The sequence below is a fragment of the Paenibacillus sp. FSL A5-0031 genome (genome assembly GCF_001956295.1).
Taxonomy (GTDB): Bacteria; Bacillota; Bacilli; order Paenibacillales; family Paenibacillaceae; genus Pristimantibacillus.
In genome coordinates this window covers 39,987-60,077 of sequence record NZ_MRTD01000004.1, presented here as the reverse complement: position 1 = coordinate 60,077, position 20,091 = coordinate 39,987, and the positions used below count along the sequence as shown (strand labels likewise).

The window sequence follows — 20,091 nt, the reverse complement described above, 5'->3', positions numbered from 1 at the left end:
ATTAAGTTTGCAACATGGGCGAAAGTGGTCACTATGATTCTCTTTACTAATAAATAAGTCGACTGCTATGTTCGGTGAAAACAGAGAAGGCACGGCTCAATCATTCTGAGCCGTGCCTTAACTATATGTAGAGCTTGAATAGTATTCTCTTTTTAGAGTTTCTTTATTTTTTGGTGCGTCGAGTCTATTGATTTTGATGTTTTATTCATTTTTTAATGTTTAGTATGGTGAGGTTATCAACATATACTGAGGTAGTAAACAGTGAGCGAATAGCCATTCAACTATCGAAAGGATGATTCAATAATGATTCGTAAATTACTTTTGTACAGTTTGGCTTTATTCCTGTGTATATCTTGTGTTCCTCCGAAAGCTGCGTTTGCAGCGAAAGAGCAAGCCTACTCGTTATCCATTGCCAATGCTAGTCCAAAGGTGAACCAAACCTTTCAGGTCAAAGTGAATGGAACAAATGTTATTGATTTGTACGCTTATGAAATTAATTTAACTTACGATTCGAAACGACTTCAGTTTGTGAGCGCGGACCTCGGAAAGGACGGGTTCGCAGTAAAACCGATTTTGAAAGGAAATACGATTCAGTTAGCTCATACACAAATAGGAGAAAAAGCAGGCAAAAAAGGAAATGTGGCTCTAGCCACACTAACCTTTAAGGCGATTGCTGTGGGATCAGTCGAAATTACACTTTCAAGCATGAAACTCGTAAATTCCGAAATAGAGTCCACGGTCGTTTCAAGTCGTTCCAGCGTGAAAGCTGTTGTGAAAAACGATACAGGAACTAATGCCAATGGGTTTACCGATATTTCCAGTCACTGGGCGAAATTGTCTATCGAAGAAGCGGTTAAGTTAGGATTCATCGCGGGCTTTACTGATGGTACATTCCGGCCGAACGCACAAACCACACGAAGTGAATTCGCCGTCATGATGAGCCGTGCATTGAAACTAGAAGGCGTAGAAAGAGATCTGCCTTTCACGGATCTTAATAAAATTCCGGCATGGGCTAGACCTTCCATCTCACAAACGATAGAAGCAGGCATTTTGAAAGGCTATGACAATAACACCTTCCGTCCGGCACGTAATATTACCCGCGCTGAAATGACGGTAATGATCGTTCGTGCACTAAAGCTCAAAGTTGATCCGAATGCTAAGTTATCTTTTGCCGATGCGGACAAAGTAGCTGATTGGGCAAGACCCTCTGTTTCCGCAGCGTATGAAGTGAATCTCATTAAAGGCCGCGGGAAGAACCTCTTCGCACCGAATGAGAACGCCACGAGAGCGGAAGCAGTGATCATGATCTTGGGGATGTTGGAACATAAAGAAAAAGCAAATTAATAGTGAAGCGGAAAAGGTATAATTCAGGGCCAAAGTAGTTGGAACAGAGGGGAGGCAGAAAAGCCTTCCCTTCTTCTTTTATTGAAGAAGCCAATGATCAAAATCTTCGTTTTTTCATCTAAATGTCCATATAGTGCAAAATTAAGTCTCGTTAGTTCAAAGACTAATAGAGGTTGGGAGTTTATCATATCAGACAACACTATCATTTGTTGATTCGCGGGCGGGTAGAAGCTGATCTTAAATCAAATGATGAGCCAATTCATGATAGCGTTTGCTAACAAAAAAGTTAATCACTCAACTAAGGAAAAGAGGATTTAAATATGATCACAAACAAAACACCGCAATTAGGAAATACGGCACGCAGCTACGATCTTGTTCAAGGCTGGGCAAAGCTTCCTGCTCACTTGGAGTTTGGCTATACACATGGAATCGTCGTAGACCAACAGGATAATGTTTATGTCTTTCATACAGGAAAACCCTCTATTTTTAAATTTGATCAGAACGGGGAGTTTCAAGCGGCTTGGGGCGAAGAGTTCGAGGGTGGCGCACACGGATTTTATCTTCATAAGGAGCAAAATAGCGAATACCTTTATATCACAGACACAGCTCGCGGTAATGTTGTGAAAATGGATTTGAGCGGAAAGCACTTATTGACATTGGGAACACCTGATCGTCCTGATATTTATAACGAGGAGCTTAAATATGTCCCTACAGACGTAGCCGTTTCGGCAAATGGTGATATTTATGTATCCGATGGTTATGGACAAAGCTGGATTCATCAATATACAGCAGCAGGAGAATATATCCGTTCGTGGGGTGGGAAAGGTACGGAATTAGGACAGTTGAACTGCCCGCATGGTATTTCGATTGATATTCGCAGTGGGATAGAAGAAGTTTATGTAGCTGATCGTGGCAATCATCGGATTCAAGTCTTCACTCTACAGGGCGATTTCAAAAGAGTCATCATCGATGATATGGATCAGCCCTGCAGCTTCTATTATCACGGGGACGATCTCTTCTTCCCAGACTTAAACAGTCGGATTACGATCTTCGACAAAAATGATCGGTTGATCTGTCATTTAGGTGAAGATCAGCAGGCTTACAAACAAGCAGGCTGGCCGAATTTGCCTAAGTCTTACTACAGGGATAATAAATTTAGTTCACCACATGGTATTTGTGTGGATTCCAAAGGTTCTGTCTATGTTGCGGAATGGATTTTCGATGGACGTATAACTAAGCTTACACTTGCATAATTTCGTGGTAAACAATCTTCATTATTTAGGCATACAGGCTGATAAAGCATCTAAACTGTAATTAAATAATCTAGTAAATGGAGATGAGAACATGTCTGGAAATAAAGCAGTTGTTTATAGTAAACCAGGAAGTGTTGAGGTACGAGACACCGCTTATCCAGACTTGGTATTGAAGGATGGACCCGGTGTCAATCCATTAAATGTAGGACGTAAATGTGAGCATGGGGTTATTCTGAAAGTGATTACAACGAATATTTGCGGAAGCGATCAGCACATGGTTAGAGGAAGGACAACGGCTCCATCCGGTCTTATCTTAGGTCATGAGATAACAGGTGAAGTTATTGAAGTTGGCCGTGATGTCGAGTTTATAAAAAAGGGCGACTTGGTCTCTGTTCCTTTTAATATTGCCTGCGGACGTTGTCGCAGTTGTAAAGAACGTAATACAAATATATGTTTAAATGTCAATCCAGACCGTCCTGGTTCTGCTTATGGTTATGTGGATATGGGCGGATGGGTGGGCGGACAATCCGAATATGTCATGGTTCCCTATGCTGACTTTCAGTTATTGAAGTTCCATGATAAAGAGAAAGCAATGGAAAAAATTCTGGATTTAACGATGCTCTCCGATATTTTCCCAACAGGTTATCATGGTGCGGTTAGTGCTGGGGTTCGCCCAGGATCAACGGTATATGTTGCCGGTGCAGGTCCGGTAGGTCTTGCCGCAGCGCACTCTGCTCAATTGCTAGGGGCAGCGGTTGTTATCGTCGGTGATTTAAATGCAGAGCGTCTTGCCCAAGCAAAAAGCTTTGGTTGTGAGACGATTAATCTGCGTGAGAATGGTGATTTGGCCGGACAAATTGATCAAATTTTGGGATCTCCTGAAGTAGATTCAGCGATAGATTGTGTTGGTTTTGAAGCGCATGGGCATGGGAAGGGGCATGGCGAGGCGCCAGCAACGGTATTGAACTCCATTATGGAAGTTACTCGTGCAGGCGGCAGCTTAGGAATTCCGGGACTTTATGTAACAGGGGATCCAGGTGCTGTGGATGAGGATTCTAAAATTGGAACATTGAAAATTCGTTTTGGTCTCGGTTGGGCGAAGTCCCACACGTTTGTGACAGGCCAAACGCCAGTTATGAAATACAACAGAGAATTAATGATGGCAATCATGAGCGGCCGTGCACAAATTGCTAAAGCCGTGAATGCCACGCTTATATCATTAAATGAGGCTCCAAAAGCTTATCAAGATTTTGATCGCGGCGTTTCCCGGAAATTTGTTATAGATCCCCATGGCGTCGTTAAATAATGTAGTCACTGTTTTATAATACGTATTGGTTTGCAGCATGCATTGTTATGTTGTTGAAGAAGCTTAGGTTGAACAAGTAGATGCTTTAACTCCAATATTTCGTTAGGAACTTCTTGCATGCTCCGCTAGGGGCGAGGGTAAGGAGTTCTTTTCCTTTTTCTGATCCCTTATTCCTTTTCTGCCCTCTACGAACGCGATCGGATAAACGCGAGGCACCTGATTTACCTCCTGAATGTGGGTCAGTACAGTACTGAATCGCTTGCACGGAAGAACAATATTTTTTCTTCCAGTTATTGACGTATTTCCAATTGAATGATAATATCTAGCTAAAGTTAAAAGCTTTAAACTTTTGGAATGTTTGCAATGGATTGAATAACAACTTGAATAAACAAACCATTATTAGGACTTAATCAACAAACAGTTAGTCGCTCAATATGTAATCTCACGGTTTTAGCATTTTTTTTAGCCTGAAAGTTAAATGCTTTAAACTTTTGATAAAAAAGGTGGAGATGTTAGGGTGATTAAAACTAAAGGATTGAAATTGCTGGTGTTTGTGTTATTTGTTAGTGTCCTATTTCCTACTCATTCATTGGGAGTTCAGGCAATCCAACAAGCACCGTTCGGAACCGAGATCATTGTACGGACCGTTAACCAATTTAGAAATGTCGCCGACGTAACCGCATTCATTCAAAAATCTGTTCAGTACAATGTAGATATTATTAGCATGAACGTAAAGCAGGATGAAGATGATGAGGTGCCTTCTGGTCATGTATTCTATAACAGTGCGATTGCCCCGATTGCCGCCGGCTATGAGAATTTCGACGCGCTTTCGCATGTGATCACGCAGGCGCATCAGCAGGGTATCGAGGTCCGTGCATGGATTCCCCAGTTCCATGATCAAGCAGCATTTCTTAAGGATCCAAGCTGGCAAATGCACGCTTTCGTTGACGGTAATGTAGTTCCTTTTACAGGCTCGAATGGCAGTGAGTATTTCGTCAACCCGATCCATCCCGATGTTCAAGCCTATGAGCGCTCGATAATTGAAGAGGTTGTAAGCAACTATGATATAGATGGCGTAGTACTCGATTGGTTGAGATTTGACGATTACAACATGGATGTAAGCAGCTACACGGTTAACCTATACGAGAGTATATACGGATATTCTCCACTCGATATTAACTTTAATGTGGATTCTAATCGCAGGAATGAATGGAATGAATGGAGAACGGATCAAATCGGCGGCTATGTGCAGGACGTTCGTGAAGACATTGATCAGATAAATGCAGATATGGAGCTCGGTGTTTATATTTTGCCGCCGGAATTCACAGAGGTTGGTCAAAATGTTGCGAAGTTCAAGGATGCGATTGATTTTGTTGCACCAATGGCTTATTTTGATGATTGGGAATTTGATACGGAATGGGTCTATGGCGCCAATGGGATTTTGTCAGATACATCGTCGCTTGCTGGTTCTGGAGTAACGATTGTTCCAACACTGGATAACGATTGGACAGTGAATGAATATCAGGAGGTATATGGCGGTATTAGAGATCACTTTCCACAAGTGACTCATCTCTCCTTCTTCTCCTATGGAGCTTGGGATGAGAACGTGCTAAGCGATATTAATTCGCGTAGGACCTGGCCTGTTGCACAAGACTATGCAGCGAATATTCCAACGGAATGGAAGGCAAGAAATATTGGCTTTAAGCCAGGTAGTGCTAGCTATAGCGGCGGGGTCTTCACATTGTCAGGCAACGCATCGGATATATGGGGCAATGAGGATAAATTAAACTACATCTATCAATCTCTGCAAGGGGATGGAGCGATTGTTGCTAGGGTTGCAGGAATGAATAATATGGACGGTTGGGCGAAAGCAGGCTTAATGATCCGTGAATCGCTTGCTGTGGATGCTAAACATGCGGACATGATCGTAACTCCTGTGAATGGAGCCGCATTTCAATACCGCGCAGCTACCCAAGGGAACACGGTCGATCATATTATAGCTGAAGCTCCTCCGTCGTGGATAATGCTGGAGCGCAGCGGCAATCAGTTCACAGGCTCGATATCTACAGACGGGGAAAACTGGACCGCAGTGAGCAGCGCATCAATCGCAATGGGCAGCAATGTGTATATAGGTTTGGCACTGAGCAATTCGAGCAGCTCGGCCAATAGTCAAGCGCTAATCGATCATGTCTCGCTTAGCGGCGCTTTGCCTGTACTGTGGAAAACCACGGATATTAACTCGACTACAGGAGCTGCCCATTTTCAGTCAGGAACTTATACTTTATCGAGCAGAGACACTGATATATGGGGAACCGCAGACAAAATGCGATATGCTTATCTTCCTTTAACCGGTAATGGATCGATTATCGCTAAGGTTTCAAATATGACAAATATGAACGGATGGGCAAAAGCGGGAGTCATGATTCGTGAGACTTTGGGTGCCAATGCGAAGCATGTCGACATGCTTATCACCCCTAGCAATGGAGCATCGTTTCAATACAGGCAGGCAGCTGGAGGCATAACTACGGACACCGTAACTGCCGCATCCTTGCCGCGCTGGGTTAAGCTGGAGCGAATAAACAATCAATTCATTGGCTATATCTCCTCCAACGGGGTTAGCTGGACAGAGGTTGGCAGACGCACGTTGACCATGAACAGCGGAGCTTACATTGGGCTCGCTCTAAGCAATCCAGGCAGTTCTACCTCCAATCAGGCATTGTTCAATGAGGTCAAGATTGTGCGTTAAGGAGTTATTTATAGGATACACAACGCTTAGCATCCATCCAGGATTGACACAATGCTGGATGGATGCTAGCATCACATTGAAATTAAAAGGATTTAACTTTAATACTTACTAAAAGGAGAACAACATTACAGTGAATATACATGATGTGGCAAAAAAATCCGGTTTATCTGTTGTGACGGTTTCTCGAGTCATCAATAATGCACCGTCTGTTCGTGAAAAGAACAGGGAGAAGGTATTAAAGGCGATGGAAGAAATGAATTATCAGCCCAATTCCGCTGCCCAAAGCTTAATTCGAGGAAAGACCGGAATTATTGGCATGACCATTATGAATCTTAACGATTCTTTTTACGATAGAGTGATTAAGGCTGCTAATCGGAAATTAGCAGAGCAAGGCTACTTTCTAACCTTGTCTATTTCGGAAAATGAGGGGGAAGGGGACACCAGCAATTTCTTATTTCAGAAGGACAGGGTAGATGGCATTATTGTCCTCTCCCCGATTGAAGAAGAAAGCTATATCGCCGAGTTGAAAAGAAAAAATATTCCTTTCGTTCTACTGGATAATCAAGAAGAGCATGAGGATGTATCGAGTGTGGTTGTTGACAATTATTTAGGTGGGTATGAGGCAACGAAACACTTGATAGATCTAGGTCATACGGAGATTGCCCATATTGGGGGACCAACGCTGTTCTTGAGCGTTAAGGAGCGAAGAAGGGGGTACTTGCAAGCCTTATCCGAAGCAGGGCTAACCCCTTTTGCTATTGAGTATAGCCAGTTTACGGTAAGTGATGGTTACAAAGTAGCTAAGAAATGGATCAGGGATGATAGCCTGCCGACGGCCATATTCGCAGCAGATGACTTCATTGCACTTGGGGTTATCCATGCTCTAAGTGAAGAAGGGTTAAGTGTTCCTCATGATATTTCAGTCGTAGGTTATGATGATCAGGTGCTGGCTGCTGGGTTTTTCCCAAGATTAACGACCGTCAGGCAACCTGAAGCACAATTAGGCACTATCGGAGTTGAACTGCTCCTGAAGCATATTAACGGCACGATTCAGGAAACGACGATCACCAAGCTGACACCCCAATTATTAATTAGAGAATCAACGGCCTACTTGAGAAAAAATAACTCAATATAAATAGGAGTGACGATTTACTTGAAATATTATATGGGTATTGATGCAGGGGGAAGTAAAACCTATGCCCTCGTCGCTAATTCTGAGGGAACCATTCTGAGTGTAGGAAGAGGGGGAAACGGCAATCACCAAACCAATCGTGATCAAGCGGAAGCAAGCCTGCGTAGTGCAGTCTCAGATGCATTAAGGCAAGCCCAATTAAACGTTGATCAAATCGAATTTGCTTGGTTTGGCTTAGCTGGTGCGGACAGAGAAAGCGACTATCGCATCTTAAGGCCAATCATTCAGAAGATGAATCTTCCGAATACAAATATTTCGTGTGATACAACAATAGCGCTTCGAGCAGGAACGAATCAGCCATTTGGTGTTGTTCTCATCTGTGGAACAGGAGTGAATTGCTCAGGAATGAACAGAAAAGGCGAATCCTTTCAATGTGGGGGATTCGGCTATATGTTCGGTGACTTTGGTGGAGGGCAAGATTTGAGTATAGAGGTATTCCGCAGCGTAATGCGTGCCTGGGAGGGAAGAGAGGAAGAAACGAGCTTATCGAATTTGCTAATAAATAAATTAGGGTATGAAAGCGTTGAGGCGTTAAGGGATAATTTCCTTGATTACTCCAACTATTTGCCTGTCGAAGTTGCAAGATTGTTGTTCGATGCCGTGCAGCAAGGGGATGAAGTAGCGAGGCGTATCTTGGTAAAGCAGGGCGAAGAATTAGGCTTAGCGGCCGCAGCAACCATCAATCGATTAGCTATGAACGAGGAGAAATTCGATATTGTCTTGGCAGGCAGTATATTGACACGCGGCGACCAGGACGGGCTGCTGCGGAGTATTATTGAACGAAAGGCTAAGCAAGCAGCGCCGCGTTGTTCGATTACTATTTTAAATACGGAGCCGGCGGTTGGTGCTCTCATTCTAGCCATGGAGAGCAGTGGTGTGGAGGTTTCACCCGATATTATGAATAGCTTAACCGAATTTAAGCTAAAAAATATTCGAAATATTCAAAATGTTCAAAAAACGATGTAAAAAATAATTATAGTGAGTGGGAATTATCTGTAATCGAATCATGCCAGCTATGCTCCTGATCAGATTTGGTGCCATTGAATTTTTCGTATGCTGAAAGCGGTTCCATTATATTGTTAGAACTATTCCTATAGGAAGGATGAGCTGCTGCAGCAGCAGGTAGCAGTGGTTCGATCTAGCAACTCAAGAGATATTAAATACCTATGTTGTCTGATTAATTTAATCTTGGCAAAGGAGCAAAAGGCGAATGAAAATCAACTCAAAGCCAACTAGACGCAGCCTATTTATGAAACAATGGGATCTTCAATCAATGGTTTTACCCGGAATCATTTTCGTATTTGTATTTAGTTATATTCCGATGTATGGGGTGTTAATGGCTTTTCAGCAATATGACATTTTCGCAGGGATTTGGGATAGTCGGTGGGTGGGATGGACTAATTTTAGGCTATTTTTTAATGCTCCGGAATTTTTTAATGTGCTGCGCAACACGATAGCTATTAGTTTTTTAAAGCTGCTCATTTCTTTCCCTGCACCGATTATTTTGGCTCTCATGCTTAATGAGATTCGAAATATGGCGTTTAAGCGCATCATTCAAACGGTTAGCTACCTGCCTTATTTTTTATCCTGGGTCATCGTATCCGGATTCGTCGTCTCATTGTTATCGGTTGATAACGGTACAGTGAACATTCTTCTCGCAAAAATGGATCTCATAGAGCATCCCATAAATTTTCTATCCATCCCTGAGTACTTTTGGTCGATTCTAGTAAGCGTCAACGTGTGGAAGGAGGTTGGGTTTGCAAGCATTGTATACCTAGCCGCTATTGCAGGTGTAGATCCAACGCTGTATGAAGCAGCATCTATAGATGGAGCGAGCCGATTTAAGCAAATGTATTTAGTGACACTTCCATGTATAACGCCGGTTATTATCATCTTCATGATATTGGCCATTGGCGGGATCCTTAGTGCTGGATTTGAAGATATTCTATTGCTAGCCTCCAATCCAATTCTCAGAGAATATTCAGATGTCATAGATACCTATGTTTATCGAGTCGGCATTCAAAATTCAAGGTTCTCTTACGCGACAGCTGTTGGTTTGTTCAAATCTATTATTAGTGTTGTCTTACTGCTAATAGCCAATAGAGTGGCACGCAGGGCGGGAGTTAGTCTTTGGTAATTCATTTTGCAATATAAAGGGGGGAATGCAAGCATGAGGCTTAGCACGGGCGATAAAGTATTTCAGGCTTTGATATATGCAAGCCTGGTCATTTTGGGAATCGTGATGTTCTATCCTTTCTGGAACTCTCTAGTTATTTCCTTTAATGAAGGAAGAGATACGGCACTTGGCGGAGTTACAATCTGGCCGAGGGCATTTACACTTGAAAATTATAATGTTGTATTCAAGGATACTCGATTGTTGAATTCCTTCTGGATCTCGGTGATGCGTACAGTGATTGGCACAATTCTGTCCGTATTCGTTACGTCGCTGCTGGCATACGGGATGTCTAAGAGAGATCTACAGCTACGGAACTACTATATGATTTTCTTCATTGTAACGATGTTTTTCAGCGGCGGATTAATTCCGACCTTCCTGCTGGTGCGAAACCTTGGATTGATGAATACGTTCTGGGTCATGATTATTCCGGGATTGATCAGTGTTTATCATATGATCATTTTCCGTACCTTTTTCTCCGCGCTTCCCGATGGTCTGGAAGAATCCGCGAAGATCGATGGATGCAGCAATTATGGAATCTTCTTTCGAATTGTTGTACCTATATCGGGTCCAATTATAGCTACCATCGGTTTATTTACGGCGGTGGGTCATTGGAATGATTGGTTTACCGGTGCCATCTATATTTCCAAGGATGAGCTATTGCCCATTCAGACCTTATTAAGGCAAATTATGAATTCGAATATTATGACAGAAATGTCGTCCGGCAATGCAATTGCAATGGAACATATCAACAGAAACCGAAGCATAACGACAAAGTCTCTTCTGATGGCTACGATGATGGTTGCTACTATTCCCATCATTCTGACCTACCCTTTCCTGCAGAAATATTTTGTCAAAGGGGTATTGATCGGTTCGATAAAGGGATAGTCCCAATAAAAAAAAGAAGGTAGGGGAAAAAATGAATACAAGATTGAGATGGGTGTCGTTATTGATTGTCCTGATGGTTTTTCTGGCTGCTTGTTCAAACAACAACAATGGGCCGCAAGTATCGAACAACCCGGATAATTCAGGAGGAAACGACGGTCCAAAGCCGGTAACATTTTCATTTTATGGTCATTATGATTGGTTAACTACGGCACCTTGGGCGGATAACGAAGCAACCAAATGGATTCTGGACAACAAGAAAGTTACCGTTAAGCCGATTCAATCTGGCGGCGCATCGGTAGAGAAGCTGAACACGATGATTGTCTCTGACGATTTGCCAGATGTCATATTTACGGATCGCGGTGCGACAGTCGATCGCTTGGTTCAAGCACGTAAGCTTGTGCCGCTTGATGAGTATTACGATAAGTATCCCAATTTCAAAAAGTATGTGAAGGAATCTACGCTCAATCTGCTTCGTTCCGAGGATGGGAAAATCTATCAAATTCCAAATTGGTATACATCGGGAACCTTTGGGAACGGCGGATGGATGGTAAACATAGAAATTTATAATGAACTTGGCAGGCCGAAGCTGGAAACATTCGATGATCTATACAATTACTTAATTAAAGTCAGAGACACGTACCCAGATGTTGTACCGCTTGAAGTTGGGGAGAAAGGCGCAGGCTTGGAATTGTTGTACGGAGGCTTCAAAGAAGGTGTAACTAGCAAATTCATCGGCATGAGAGGTTATCCGGAAGGCGACAAGCTAGTCTCGATCTATGAGGATTCTGCATTTCAGGAAACGATGAAGTATATTAGCAAGCTATTCCGAGAGAGATTGATTACCCAAGATGCTATTACACAAACCCAGGATGCAGTCAAAGAAAAAGTGAACACTGGCCGAGTGGCTGTTATGGTCGAATCGAATATTACAACTTACGGAGCAGAAGGGCATCGTGAATTGACTAAGGTTAAACCAGACGGTGGTTACGAAATTATTTGGCCGATTCATAAAGCTGGATTGGACAAAAAGAATATTTTTGTGAGTGGATTTGAAAGCTTAGGATGGAATGTCAACGTTATTACGACCGAAGCCAAAGATCCCGAAGCAATCTTCGCTTATTATGACTGGCTTACTGGACCTGAAGGACAGAAGGTTCTATTCTTCGGACCGCAAGGCCTTTATTGGGATGAGCAAAATGAGGACGGATCGCCAATTCCGAATGAAAACTATAAAAGTGGGGACGTCAATAAGCGTTCGGAAACGATGAGAAAATTCGAAGATTTCAACTGGGCGGGCAACACGACCTTTATCGATAAAGCCAAGGTAAGCTTGGAGATGGCCTTGTCGGAGAAGCTAAGATCATGGGAGACGATAGCGCAAAGCTCTGTCACTTGGGTGACATCGAAGGACATTACCGAATTCGTCAATGTGGATCCGCTGCCTGATTCAGAGCTCGGCATTATCTCACAGCAAATCTCAGATATTTTCACAGTAGCCTTTGCAAATATGGTATTTGCTAAATCTGATGATGAGGTCGCATCCATCATGGAGAAAACAGCAAATGACGCAGAAAAAGCAGGGCTGGAGCGGCTGCTTGAATTTAAAACCGAGAAATGGCAGGCGAATGTTAAGAAAATTAATGCCGAATATTGATTGGAGCAAGGTGTAACCCAGATCTACATTAGGGGGGCCGGAGCATGAGTCAATTAAAATCATATAGGATCGTTGCATTAATGCTCATTTTTAGTATGTTATTCACTTCATTTAGCTTTGCAGCAGAGGCAGAATCGGAACGGGATATTGTCAATCATTGGGCTAATAAGGAATTAACAGAATGGATGGATAAGGGTTGGTTGAAAGGCTACGGGGATGGTTCAATTCAGCCGAATCAGCTTTTAACAAGAGCCGAATTTGTAGCGCTTGTTAATCGATCCTTTCAATTCACGAATGAATCGGAGCTGACCTTCCAAGATGTGCCTAAGCATAGTTGGTTGTATCAAGATGTTGCAAGGGCTGTCGCAGCGGGTTATATCAGCGGCAAGAGTGCAAAGCAATTCGCGCCTCGAGAGTTCATTACAAGGCAGCAAGCGGCTGTCGTCATAAATCGGTTGCTTCAATTGCAAGTGGACAAAAATGCAGCGATGATGGAGTTTTCGGATAGTGAACAATTTGCCGAATGGGCCAAGGAAGCTATTAGTAATGTGGTCATTCACGGAATAATGCGCGGCTATAATTCTACAAACATATTTAAGCCTTTGAATCCATTGACACGTGCGGAGTTGGTGGTTATCCTGGATCGCTCGCTGCAAGTTAAATTAAGTCAGCTTCCCATCAAACCGGAAAACGGGAATGTTGGTGGGAACGGTAATAACGGCGGCAATACTGGAGGGAACGGCAACGGGGGAGTAACCTCGCCAGTTAAAGAAGAGAATGCGCCTTTCAAAACCGAGATCACGGTGCGAACGGTTAACCAGTTTCGGAGTGCAAGTGACGTAGCGGACTTTGTTGAGCAAGCCGTTAAGTACAATGTGGATATTATTAATATGAGTGTCAAGCAGGACGAAGACGATGAAGTGCCTTCAGGCCATGTATTTTACAACAGTGCGATCGCCCCCATAGCCGATGGCTATGAGAGCTTTGATGCTCTTTCCCAAGTGATCACGCAGGCGCATCTGAAGGGTATCGAGGTTCGTGCATGGATTCCTCAGTTCCATGATCAGGCAGCCTTTCATAAGGATCCTAGCTGGCAGATGCACGCTTTAGTAGACGGTAGTGCAGTTCCTTATACTGGCTCGAATGGCAGCGAGTATTTCGTCAACCCGATCCATCCCGATGTTCAAGCTTATGAGCGCTCGATTATTGAAGAGGTCGTAAGCAATTATGATATAGATGGCGTTGTTCTCGATTGGTTAAGATTCGATAATTACAATATGGATGTAAGCAGCTACACGGTTAACCTATACGAGAGCATATACGGATATTCGCCGCTTGAGATTAACTTTGATGAAGATTCTACTCGCAGGAATGAATGGAATGAATGGAGAACGGATCAAATCGGCGGCTATGTGCAGGATGTTCGTGAGGATATCGATGAGATTAAAGCGGGCATGGAGCTGGGCGTTTTCATTTTGCCTCCGGAATTCGTAGAGGTTGGCCAAAATGCTTCGAAGTTCAAGGATGCAGTAAATTTTGTCGCTCCGATGGCTTATTTCGATGATTGGGGATTCGATGAGGAATGGGTCTATGATAAGAACGGGATTTTATCCGATACATCGTTTCTTGTCGGTTCTGGAGTAGCGATCGTGCCGACGCTCGATGACAATTGGACGGATGACGAATATCAAGCGGTGTATGGCGGAATTCGAGAGAACTTTTCTGCAATTACACATCTCTCTTACTTTAATTATGGCGCTTGGGATTGGAATGTGCTTAAGGCAATCGATGCGAGAAGAGCTTGGCCAACTGCAGGCTGGGAGCCGCCTGTGGAGCATGATTATGATGCTGTTCTTCCACAGCCTTGGAAAGCTAGAAATATCGGGTTGAAGTCTGGCGATGCATCCTATAATGCAGCGGACGAGACATTCACGTTAACAGGAAGTTCAACCGATATTTGGGGAAATAATGATCTATTGAATTATATTTATAAGCCATTGCACGGGGATGGGGAGATTATAGCGCAAGTGACTGTAATGGAAGAAATGAGTGAGTGGGCCAAAGCAGGCTTGATGATTCGTGAGACGCTGGACGTGGACGCCAAGCATGTAGACATGATGGTTACCCCAGTTAATGGAGCTACCTTTCAATATCGGGAAAATGAAGGGGGAGGCACCGTCGATCAAACGATGGATGGGAGTCCGCCATTGTGGCTTAAGCTGAATCGCAGCGGCAATGTATTTACCGGTTCAATTTCAGATAATGGAATGGACTGGACGGTAGTCAGCAGTTTTGAAACGATTATGAATGATGATGCCTATATAGGCTTGGCACTCAGCAATCCAGCTAGTACAAGTGATAATAAGGCAGTATTCACTAATGTTCATGTTATCGCAGGTGATGAAGGAAAGTAGCAAAAACCATGTTGTATAGATCGGAACTTCTTAGACGCTCCGCTGGGAGCGGGTGTAAGAAGTTCTTTTCTTTTTTCTAGGTTTGAAATGGAACGCTGGCGCTTTAGTCTGTCTTAATACTTATAAAATCTGATTAGGAGGATAATTCCTAAATCTCGAACTCCTATTCCTGAAGGAGCTGATCTTTATAATCTGTCGGGGATTTACCTGTAACGAGCTTAAATACTTTGGTGAAATAGTGCCGATCTGTATAACCTGTAATTTCAGAAATTTCTTTTAGAGGCATCTCTGGATGAATTCGCATGAGCTCCTTCGCTTTATTAATGCGGAGAGTAGTTAAATATTCGACAAAGGTTTCCCCATGATGCTTGCGAAATAGATTTCCTAAATGGGTGCTCGAAATTTGAAATCGATCCATAATATGAGTCATTGAAATTGTTTCGCTCAAATTTGCGGATAAATAGTCGGAGATTTGTTCAATTAATCGGACTCCTTTGTTACTGGCGGGGTCATGGTCTTCAAATCGGAAAATATGCGATAGCAAGTTCCAGATATCCTCAGCAGCATTTGAATAGGAGTAGGCGGATTCAATGATTTCCTCCATTTCTTTCTCCGTTGTGATACTTGTGAGGGGTTCTAATGTGCGGAAATGCTTTTCTAACCATTGAACCATTTGCTTGCCATTTCTTTGTATATAGAGGTTCGGACAGGAGTGCTCTTCCCACTGCTCAAACCAATGGAAAATAATTTTTTTTAACAGCTTCCAATCCTTTTTATCCACCGCAATAACAATTTTCTTCTCATCGGTGCTGCTTAGGAGCAGATTGAGTTTTTCTAAAGTGGGTTGTTGCTCAGATAAAAAGATCGTCTTGGATTGTCCAATGACCAGTTGATGGTACAGCTCATCGTGAAGCTGGTTCGCAACCTGGTGAAGCTGCCTGATATCGTTAAAGCTTCGGCTAACGGCGATGGAAGGGTGACTGCCTGAATCGCCAATTATCAGTACAATTTCCTCAGCAAGTTGTTTAATCCTCTGGTCGCCGCATTGATATAATCCGAGGATAATAAATCCCCTTTTGAAATCATTTCTTGAAATGATCCAAGCCTTCTCGTTCTTTAGCAATAAAGGATTTGACGATAATTTGTTGTGAATTTCTTGCTCCGTCAGAGAAGGAGATCGTTCCATGTCTTGTAAAGGTGAAGGTTTGTTGAAGCAAAACACATAATAGCTAGAGAATGGAAAGCACTGCTGTAAAGTGGTTTGGATACTTCCCTCTATACTCTTGTTTTCGAGCAATTCATTTAATAAAGATTGCTGCTGAAGATAGGATTCCATGCTGATGCGTGTGTTCGTCTTATCTAATAATTGTTCGATAATTGTAGGATCAACCGGCTTGACGAGGTAATCCTCCACATTGGCCCGAATGGCATCCCGGGCATATTCAAAGGATGAGTAACCGCTCACGATTACGACGATGATATGAGGCCAATTTTGCCGAATGATGGCTGCAAACTCGATCCCGTTCATGAGCTGCATCTTAATGTCGGTAAAGATTAAATGGGGTTGAACGGTCGGTATGGCTTCCAGTGCCTGGCTAGCGCTAATACATTGGGCGACAATCTGGGTCTGCTCTCTTTTGCTAAAGTCGCTGTTTTCAATTACTTCTTTAAGATGATCCATGTAGAAGGGTTCATCATCAACAATCATAATCCTCATGGCAGCCGCCTCCATTACATGATACGTTAGGGAACTTATGTTAAAGTTTGATGTAGCCATGGAAACATACATAGGCTCCGCAATCCTCGTTATTGCCGAAGGAGAATTGATATTGCTCCTTGAACATGAGCTGAAGTCTAGCAATCGTATTCACTAGGCCCATTCCTCCAATTGAAATAGGCTCGTTTAATGTTTGATTATTTTGAATGCGTTCAAGATAGCCTTGAATGTTGTGCTTCAACGTTTCCAAAGAAGCAGGGTCAAACCCGACACCATTATCACTGATTCGTATCTCCCACTTATTTTCAATTATTTTACCGATAATTTGAATTTTCAATTGCTTATCGCTATCCGATAAACCATGCTGAATGGCGTTTTCTATAATAGGCTGAATCATTAATTTGGGAATTTGAATATTTAAAAGCCATTCAGGAACTTCTATATCATAATGTAGCCGGTGTTGATAGCGAGATTTTAATAGATCCAAATAATGCTGTGCGAATTCTAGCTCCTCACATACGGTTGTGATCGACGAGCCGGAGGAAATCGAATATCGTAAGAATTGAGAAAGTTTTCTACTTGTGTCCGATACAGCCTTTTGCTGGCCTCTATCTGATAAAACGGTAATGACACCTAACATATTAAATAAAAAATGAGGATTGATATGAGCTTGAAGCACATCGAATTTTGCTTGCATTTGCAAGGTTCGGAATTGAACAGTCTCCTCAAGACTATCTTGTAAACGCTGGTTCAAGGCTAGAAAGGAACGGTTAATAATTTCGATTTCACCCATATGAAATTTATTTTCAATAAAGGCTTGATTGGTTTCACCTAAATTAATAGAATCAATCGCTTTTTTTAGCTTTTTAAGAGGATGCGTTAAAATTTTGGCGAGAATAAAGTAAACAAAAACCGAGATGGCAATAAGGAGTAGAACGCTTATGATCGTGACATTACGAAATAAGAGCAAAGGCGCAAATAATTGGGATTTCGGAATAATGGCCACAATGGTTATGCCTGTTTTCTCAGAGGTCTGGTACATGAAAAATTCATCTATTCCCTGTTCATTAGTCATGAACCCGTTCCCTGCACTTGCTATGCCAACCTTATTAAGGATAGCAGATAGCTTGTGGGAAGAGGTTTCTGTAGGAAGGGGAGTAGTCGAATAAAGAACCTGGCCCGCTTGTACAATCATAATTTGTTTATCCTGCTTCGAATCTAATTCCTCTACATGCAATAAATCGGAGGCTTTGAATTGGATTTCAAGAAAACCAACGGGATGCGAGTCCCAGCTGATCTGACGCAGAAATGAAAAGACGGCTTCGGAATCACGGGATAGCCATCTGTCCTTCTCCGAAAAATTCAATAAGGAAGAGCCCTTCGCAGCTTGAACATTCTTAAATCCATCATTCGCAAGGATGGTTTGCATAATATCTACGTCAGCTTCGTTAGTTGAGTAGAAATCACCTTTTGACGTAAACAAATTAATCCTATGAATCGTTTGATAGACGGCAGCATTCAAGTAAAGGGAGTTTTGAATGGCCTTTTCGGACTGTAACGTTTCGGTGGGACTCGTATTTTTGAGATAGGCGATAGAGCTTAAATATTGGACGGCAGTATAGCTGGAATTGTCACGATTAATATATAGCTGGGTGGTTACGTTGTTATTAATGGTGGAATAAACATCCAGAGCATTGGAGTAACCGCTTACAAGCTTGTCCACATTTTCTTTTAAATTGGTTTCAATATTATTTTTCAAATATACATACATCGGAGTGCTGATAATGAGTGCAATGACGATGAGGACAAGCGAATAAGTCACATATAATTTCGTTTGTAAATTTTTGAAAGACAGCATAGACGACCTCCCCGTTCAGTATAACACATTAAAAATGCAGCCTTGGCCAGTGTGAAATATTTCCCCTAGTACTTTCAAATTCGCCATTTACGATAAGAAGCAAAAAACATAACATTGGTTTTGTAAGCATTTACATCACAAATTTGGAGGAATGAACATGAGGGGTCTCACCACAAAGAGAACGCTGTTATGGATGGTAATGGTTCTTACCTTGCTTGTTTTAGCAGCTTGTGCAGGAGCGAAGAATAACGGTAATGCAACGAATACGCCATCGGAGAGCACTGCTGCTCCAACTACAGAAAATGCATCACCATCAGCACCGATAGAAAAGGTCACATTAAAAGCACTTATGCACACGAGCTGGTTAAAGGGCGGTATGGAAGCTGTACTGAAGGATGCATCTGAAAAAATGGGCTTCACTTTAGAAATCGAGAAGCTTCCAGAGGGTACTGATGGAGATAATCTAATCAAAACTCGATTTGCTACGAATGACAAGCCGGATTTATTGTTCTTCTATCCAGCTGTTAAAGAAAGCGACGGCTTAGGTAAGCCAGAGGAGCAGTTCGTTCCGCAAGACGATCAACCCTGGATGGCTAACTTCAACAAGGATATATGGATAGATGCATTTGCTTCGTCGGGGACCTTCTATGCTGCTCCTTTCGGGGGATCAAATATGGCAGTTATGCTATATAACAAAAAGGTTTTTGAAAGCTTGAATTTGCAAATCCCAACCACAATGGAAGAATTCTGGGCCTTATCTGAGGCGGTTAGTAAAGCGGGGAAGGTTCCGGTGTATTTGTCGGCCAAAGATGCGTGGACCTTGCAAATTCCATCACTTCAATCCGGTGCAGCACAGGATAACCTGCAGGAAATAACAAATAATGCATATACGAATAAAGGAACGATGTCCGATTTTACTGCCAAGAGACAAGGCATTACGTTCCTTAAGGATGTTGTTGATAAAGGTTATGTAAACAAAGACTTTTTATCCGATACGTATGATAATGCACAGAAAGCTCTGACAAATGGAGATGCAGCTATGTATCCGATGGCTACTTGGGTCATGAGCGACATTTCCACGAAATTCCCAGATCAAGTCAATGATATCGGATCATTCCTAATTCCCTTTAATGATACAGGCAAGAATATGGCCGGGATTTTCCCGCCAAGTGCAGTGTATGTAGTAAAAGGAAGTAAGCAAGAAGCAGCACAGAAGTTCGTCAACTACTTTGAATCCGTAGAGACTCAGAATATATATTTCGGTGCTGAGGGTGGTATACCTACGATTAAAGGGGTTACGAATACGCTACTGACACCTGCCGAGCTTGATGCTCAGAAGCTTGCAGAAGAAGGGAGAGCCGGTCCAGTTGGTGTCAGTCCTTCAAGTGGCATTACTCAATATGCAGCTGGGGATTATCCAGCCTTCCTTCAGGATTTAGTAGCAGGCGCGAAAACTCCTGAGCAGGTGCAAGAAGCGGAACAGAAAGAATTAGTGAAGAACGCCAAAGCCAAGGGTGATCCAAGCTTCAAGTAAAGCTTGCTAGAA

At 42.7% G+C, this 20,091-nt stretch carries 13 protein-coding genes; 11 read left to right on the top strand and 2 right to left on the bottom strand.

Annotated elements, in window-relative coordinates; all coding sequences use genetic code 11:
• Positions 1 to 303: 303 nt before the first annotated feature.
• The 10 genes from BK120_RS08705 to BK120_RS08660 all read left to right on the top strand — a co-directional run bounded on the left by BK120_RS08705 (position 304) and on the right by BK120_RS08660 (position 14,970).
• A complete protein-coding gene (locus tag BK120_RS08705; RefSeq protein WP_083681757.1) occupies positions 304 to 1,344 on the top strand; it encodes an S-layer homology domain-containing protein in 1,041 nt (346 codons plus the stop codon).
• Between the two features lie 320 nt (positions 1,345 to 1,664).
• On the top strand, positions 1,665 to 2,597 hold the full coding sequence (locus BK120_RS08700; RefSeq protein ID WP_076267113.1) for an NHL repeat-containing protein: 933 nt from the start codon (positions 1,665 to 1,667) through the stop codon (positions 2,595 to 2,597).
• Positions 2,598 to 2,688: 91 nt separating this feature from the next.
• Entirely contained in the window at positions 2,689 to 3,903 is a 1,215-nt protein-coding gene (gene fdhA / locus BK120_RS08695) for a formaldehyde dehydrogenase, glutathione-independent (RefSeq protein ID WP_076267112.1), read from the top strand.
• Between the two features lie 517 nt (positions 3,904 to 4,420).
• The gene (locus BK120_RS08690) at positions 4,421 to 6,649 is read left to right on the top strand and encodes a family 10 glycosylhydrolase (protein ID WP_076267111.1); all 2,229 of its coding nucleotides are present in this window, start codon (positions 4,421 to 4,423) and stop codon (positions 6,647 to 6,649) included.
• A gap of 130 nt (positions 6,650 to 6,779) precedes the next feature.
• Positions 6,780 to 7,784 carry a LacI family DNA-binding transcriptional regulator gene (locus BK120_RS08685; protein ID WP_305953880.1) on the top strand — a complete coding sequence of 335 codons (1,005 nt, stop codon included), beginning with the start codon at positions 6,780 to 6,782 and terminating at the stop codon, positions 7,782 to 7,784.
• Positions 7,785 to 7,802: 18 nt separating this feature from the next.
• Complete coding sequence (locus tag BK120_RS08680) at positions 7,803 to 8,807, top strand: N-acetylglucosamine kinase (RefSeq protein WP_076267109.1); 1,005 nt, start codon at positions 7,803 to 7,805, stop codon at positions 8,805 to 8,807.
• A gap of 244 nt (positions 8,808 to 9,051) precedes the next feature.
• Positions 9,052 to 9,978 carry an ABC transporter permease gene (locus tag BK120_RS08675; protein WP_076267108.1) on the top strand — a complete coding sequence of 309 codons (927 nt, stop codon included), beginning with the start codon at positions 9,052 to 9,054 and terminating at the stop codon, positions 9,976 to 9,978.
• Positions 9,979 to 10,011: 33 nt separating this feature from the next.
• Entirely contained in the window at positions 10,012 to 10,902 is an 891-nt protein-coding gene (locus BK120_RS08670; RefSeq protein ID WP_076267107.1) for a carbohydrate ABC transporter permease, read from the top strand.
• A 31-nt stretch (positions 10,903 to 10,933) separates the two neighbouring features.
• A complete protein-coding gene (locus BK120_RS08665) occupies positions 10,934 to 12,556 on the top strand; it encodes an extracellular solute-binding protein (RefSeq protein ID WP_076267106.1) in 1,623 nt (540 codons plus the stop codon).
• 44 nt (positions 12,557 to 12,600) lie between these two features.
• A complete protein-coding gene (locus BK120_RS08660) occupies positions 12,601 to 14,970 on the top strand; it encodes an S-layer homology domain-containing protein (RefSeq protein ID WP_076267105.1) in 2,370 nt (789 codons plus the stop codon).
• A 163-nt stretch (positions 14,971 to 15,133) separates the two neighbouring features.
• On the opposite strand, the gene BK120_RS08655 is transcribed toward BK120_RS08660, so the two are convergent.
• On the bottom strand, positions 15,134 to 16,687 hold the full coding sequence (locus BK120_RS08655; RefSeq protein ID WP_076267104.1) for a response regulator: 1,554 nt from the start codon (positions 16,685 to 16,687) through the stop codon (positions 15,134 to 15,136).
• 40 nt (positions 16,688 to 16,727) lie between these two features.
• On the bottom strand, positions 16,728 to 18,545 hold the full coding sequence (locus BK120_RS08650; protein ID WP_076267103.1) for a sensor histidine kinase: 1,818 nt from the start codon (positions 18,543 to 18,545) through the stop codon (positions 16,728 to 16,730).
• Positions 18,546 to 18,702: 157 nt separating this feature from the next.
• On the opposite strand from BK120_RS08650, the gene BK120_RS08645 reads away from it, so the two are divergent.
• Entirely contained in the window at positions 18,703 to 20,079 is a 1,377-nt protein-coding gene (locus tag BK120_RS08645; RefSeq protein WP_076267102.1) for an ABC transporter substrate-binding protein, read from the top strand.
• Positions 20,080 to 20,091: the final 12 nt, after the last annotated feature.

Bases quoted from the DNA above. Each gene is read 5' to 3' on its own strand.
- BK120_RS08705 (WP_083681757.1), top strand. From the start codon at position 304: ATGATTCGTAAATTACTTTTGTACAGTTTGGCTTTATTCCTGTGTATA.
- BK120_RS08700 (WP_076267113.1), top strand. From the start codon at position 1,665: ATGATCACAAACAAAACACCGCAATTAGGAAATACGGCACGCAGCTAC.
- fdhA (WP_076267112.1), top strand. From the start codon at position 2,689: ATGTCTGGAAATAAAGCAGTTGTTTATAGTAAACCAGGAAGTGTTGAG.
- BK120_RS08675 (WP_076267108.1), top strand. From the start codon at position 9,052: ATGAAAATCAACTCAAAGCCAACTAGACGCAGCCTATTTATGAAACAA.
- BK120_RS08670 (WP_076267107.1), top strand. From the start codon at position 10,012: ATGAGGCTTAGCACGGGCGATAAAGTATTTCAGGCTTTGATATATGCA.
- BK120_RS08665 (WP_076267106.1), top strand. From the start codon at position 10,934: ATGAATACAAGATTGAGATGGGTGTCGTTATTGATTGTCCTGATGGTT.
- BK120_RS08660 (WP_076267105.1), top strand. From the start codon at position 12,601: ATGAGTCAATTAAAATCATATAGGATCGTTGCATTAATGCTCATTTTT.
- BK120_RS08655 (WP_076267104.1), bottom strand. From the start codon at position 16,687: ATGAGGATTATGATTGTTGATGATGAACCCTTCTACATGGATCATCTT.
- BK120_RS08650 (WP_076267103.1), bottom strand. From the start codon at position 18,545: ATGCTGTCTTTCAAAAATTTACAAACGAAATTATATGTGACTTATTCG.
- BK120_RS08645 (WP_076267102.1), top strand. From the start codon at position 18,703: ATGAGGGGTCTCACCACAAAGAGAACGCTGTTATGGATGGTAATGGTT.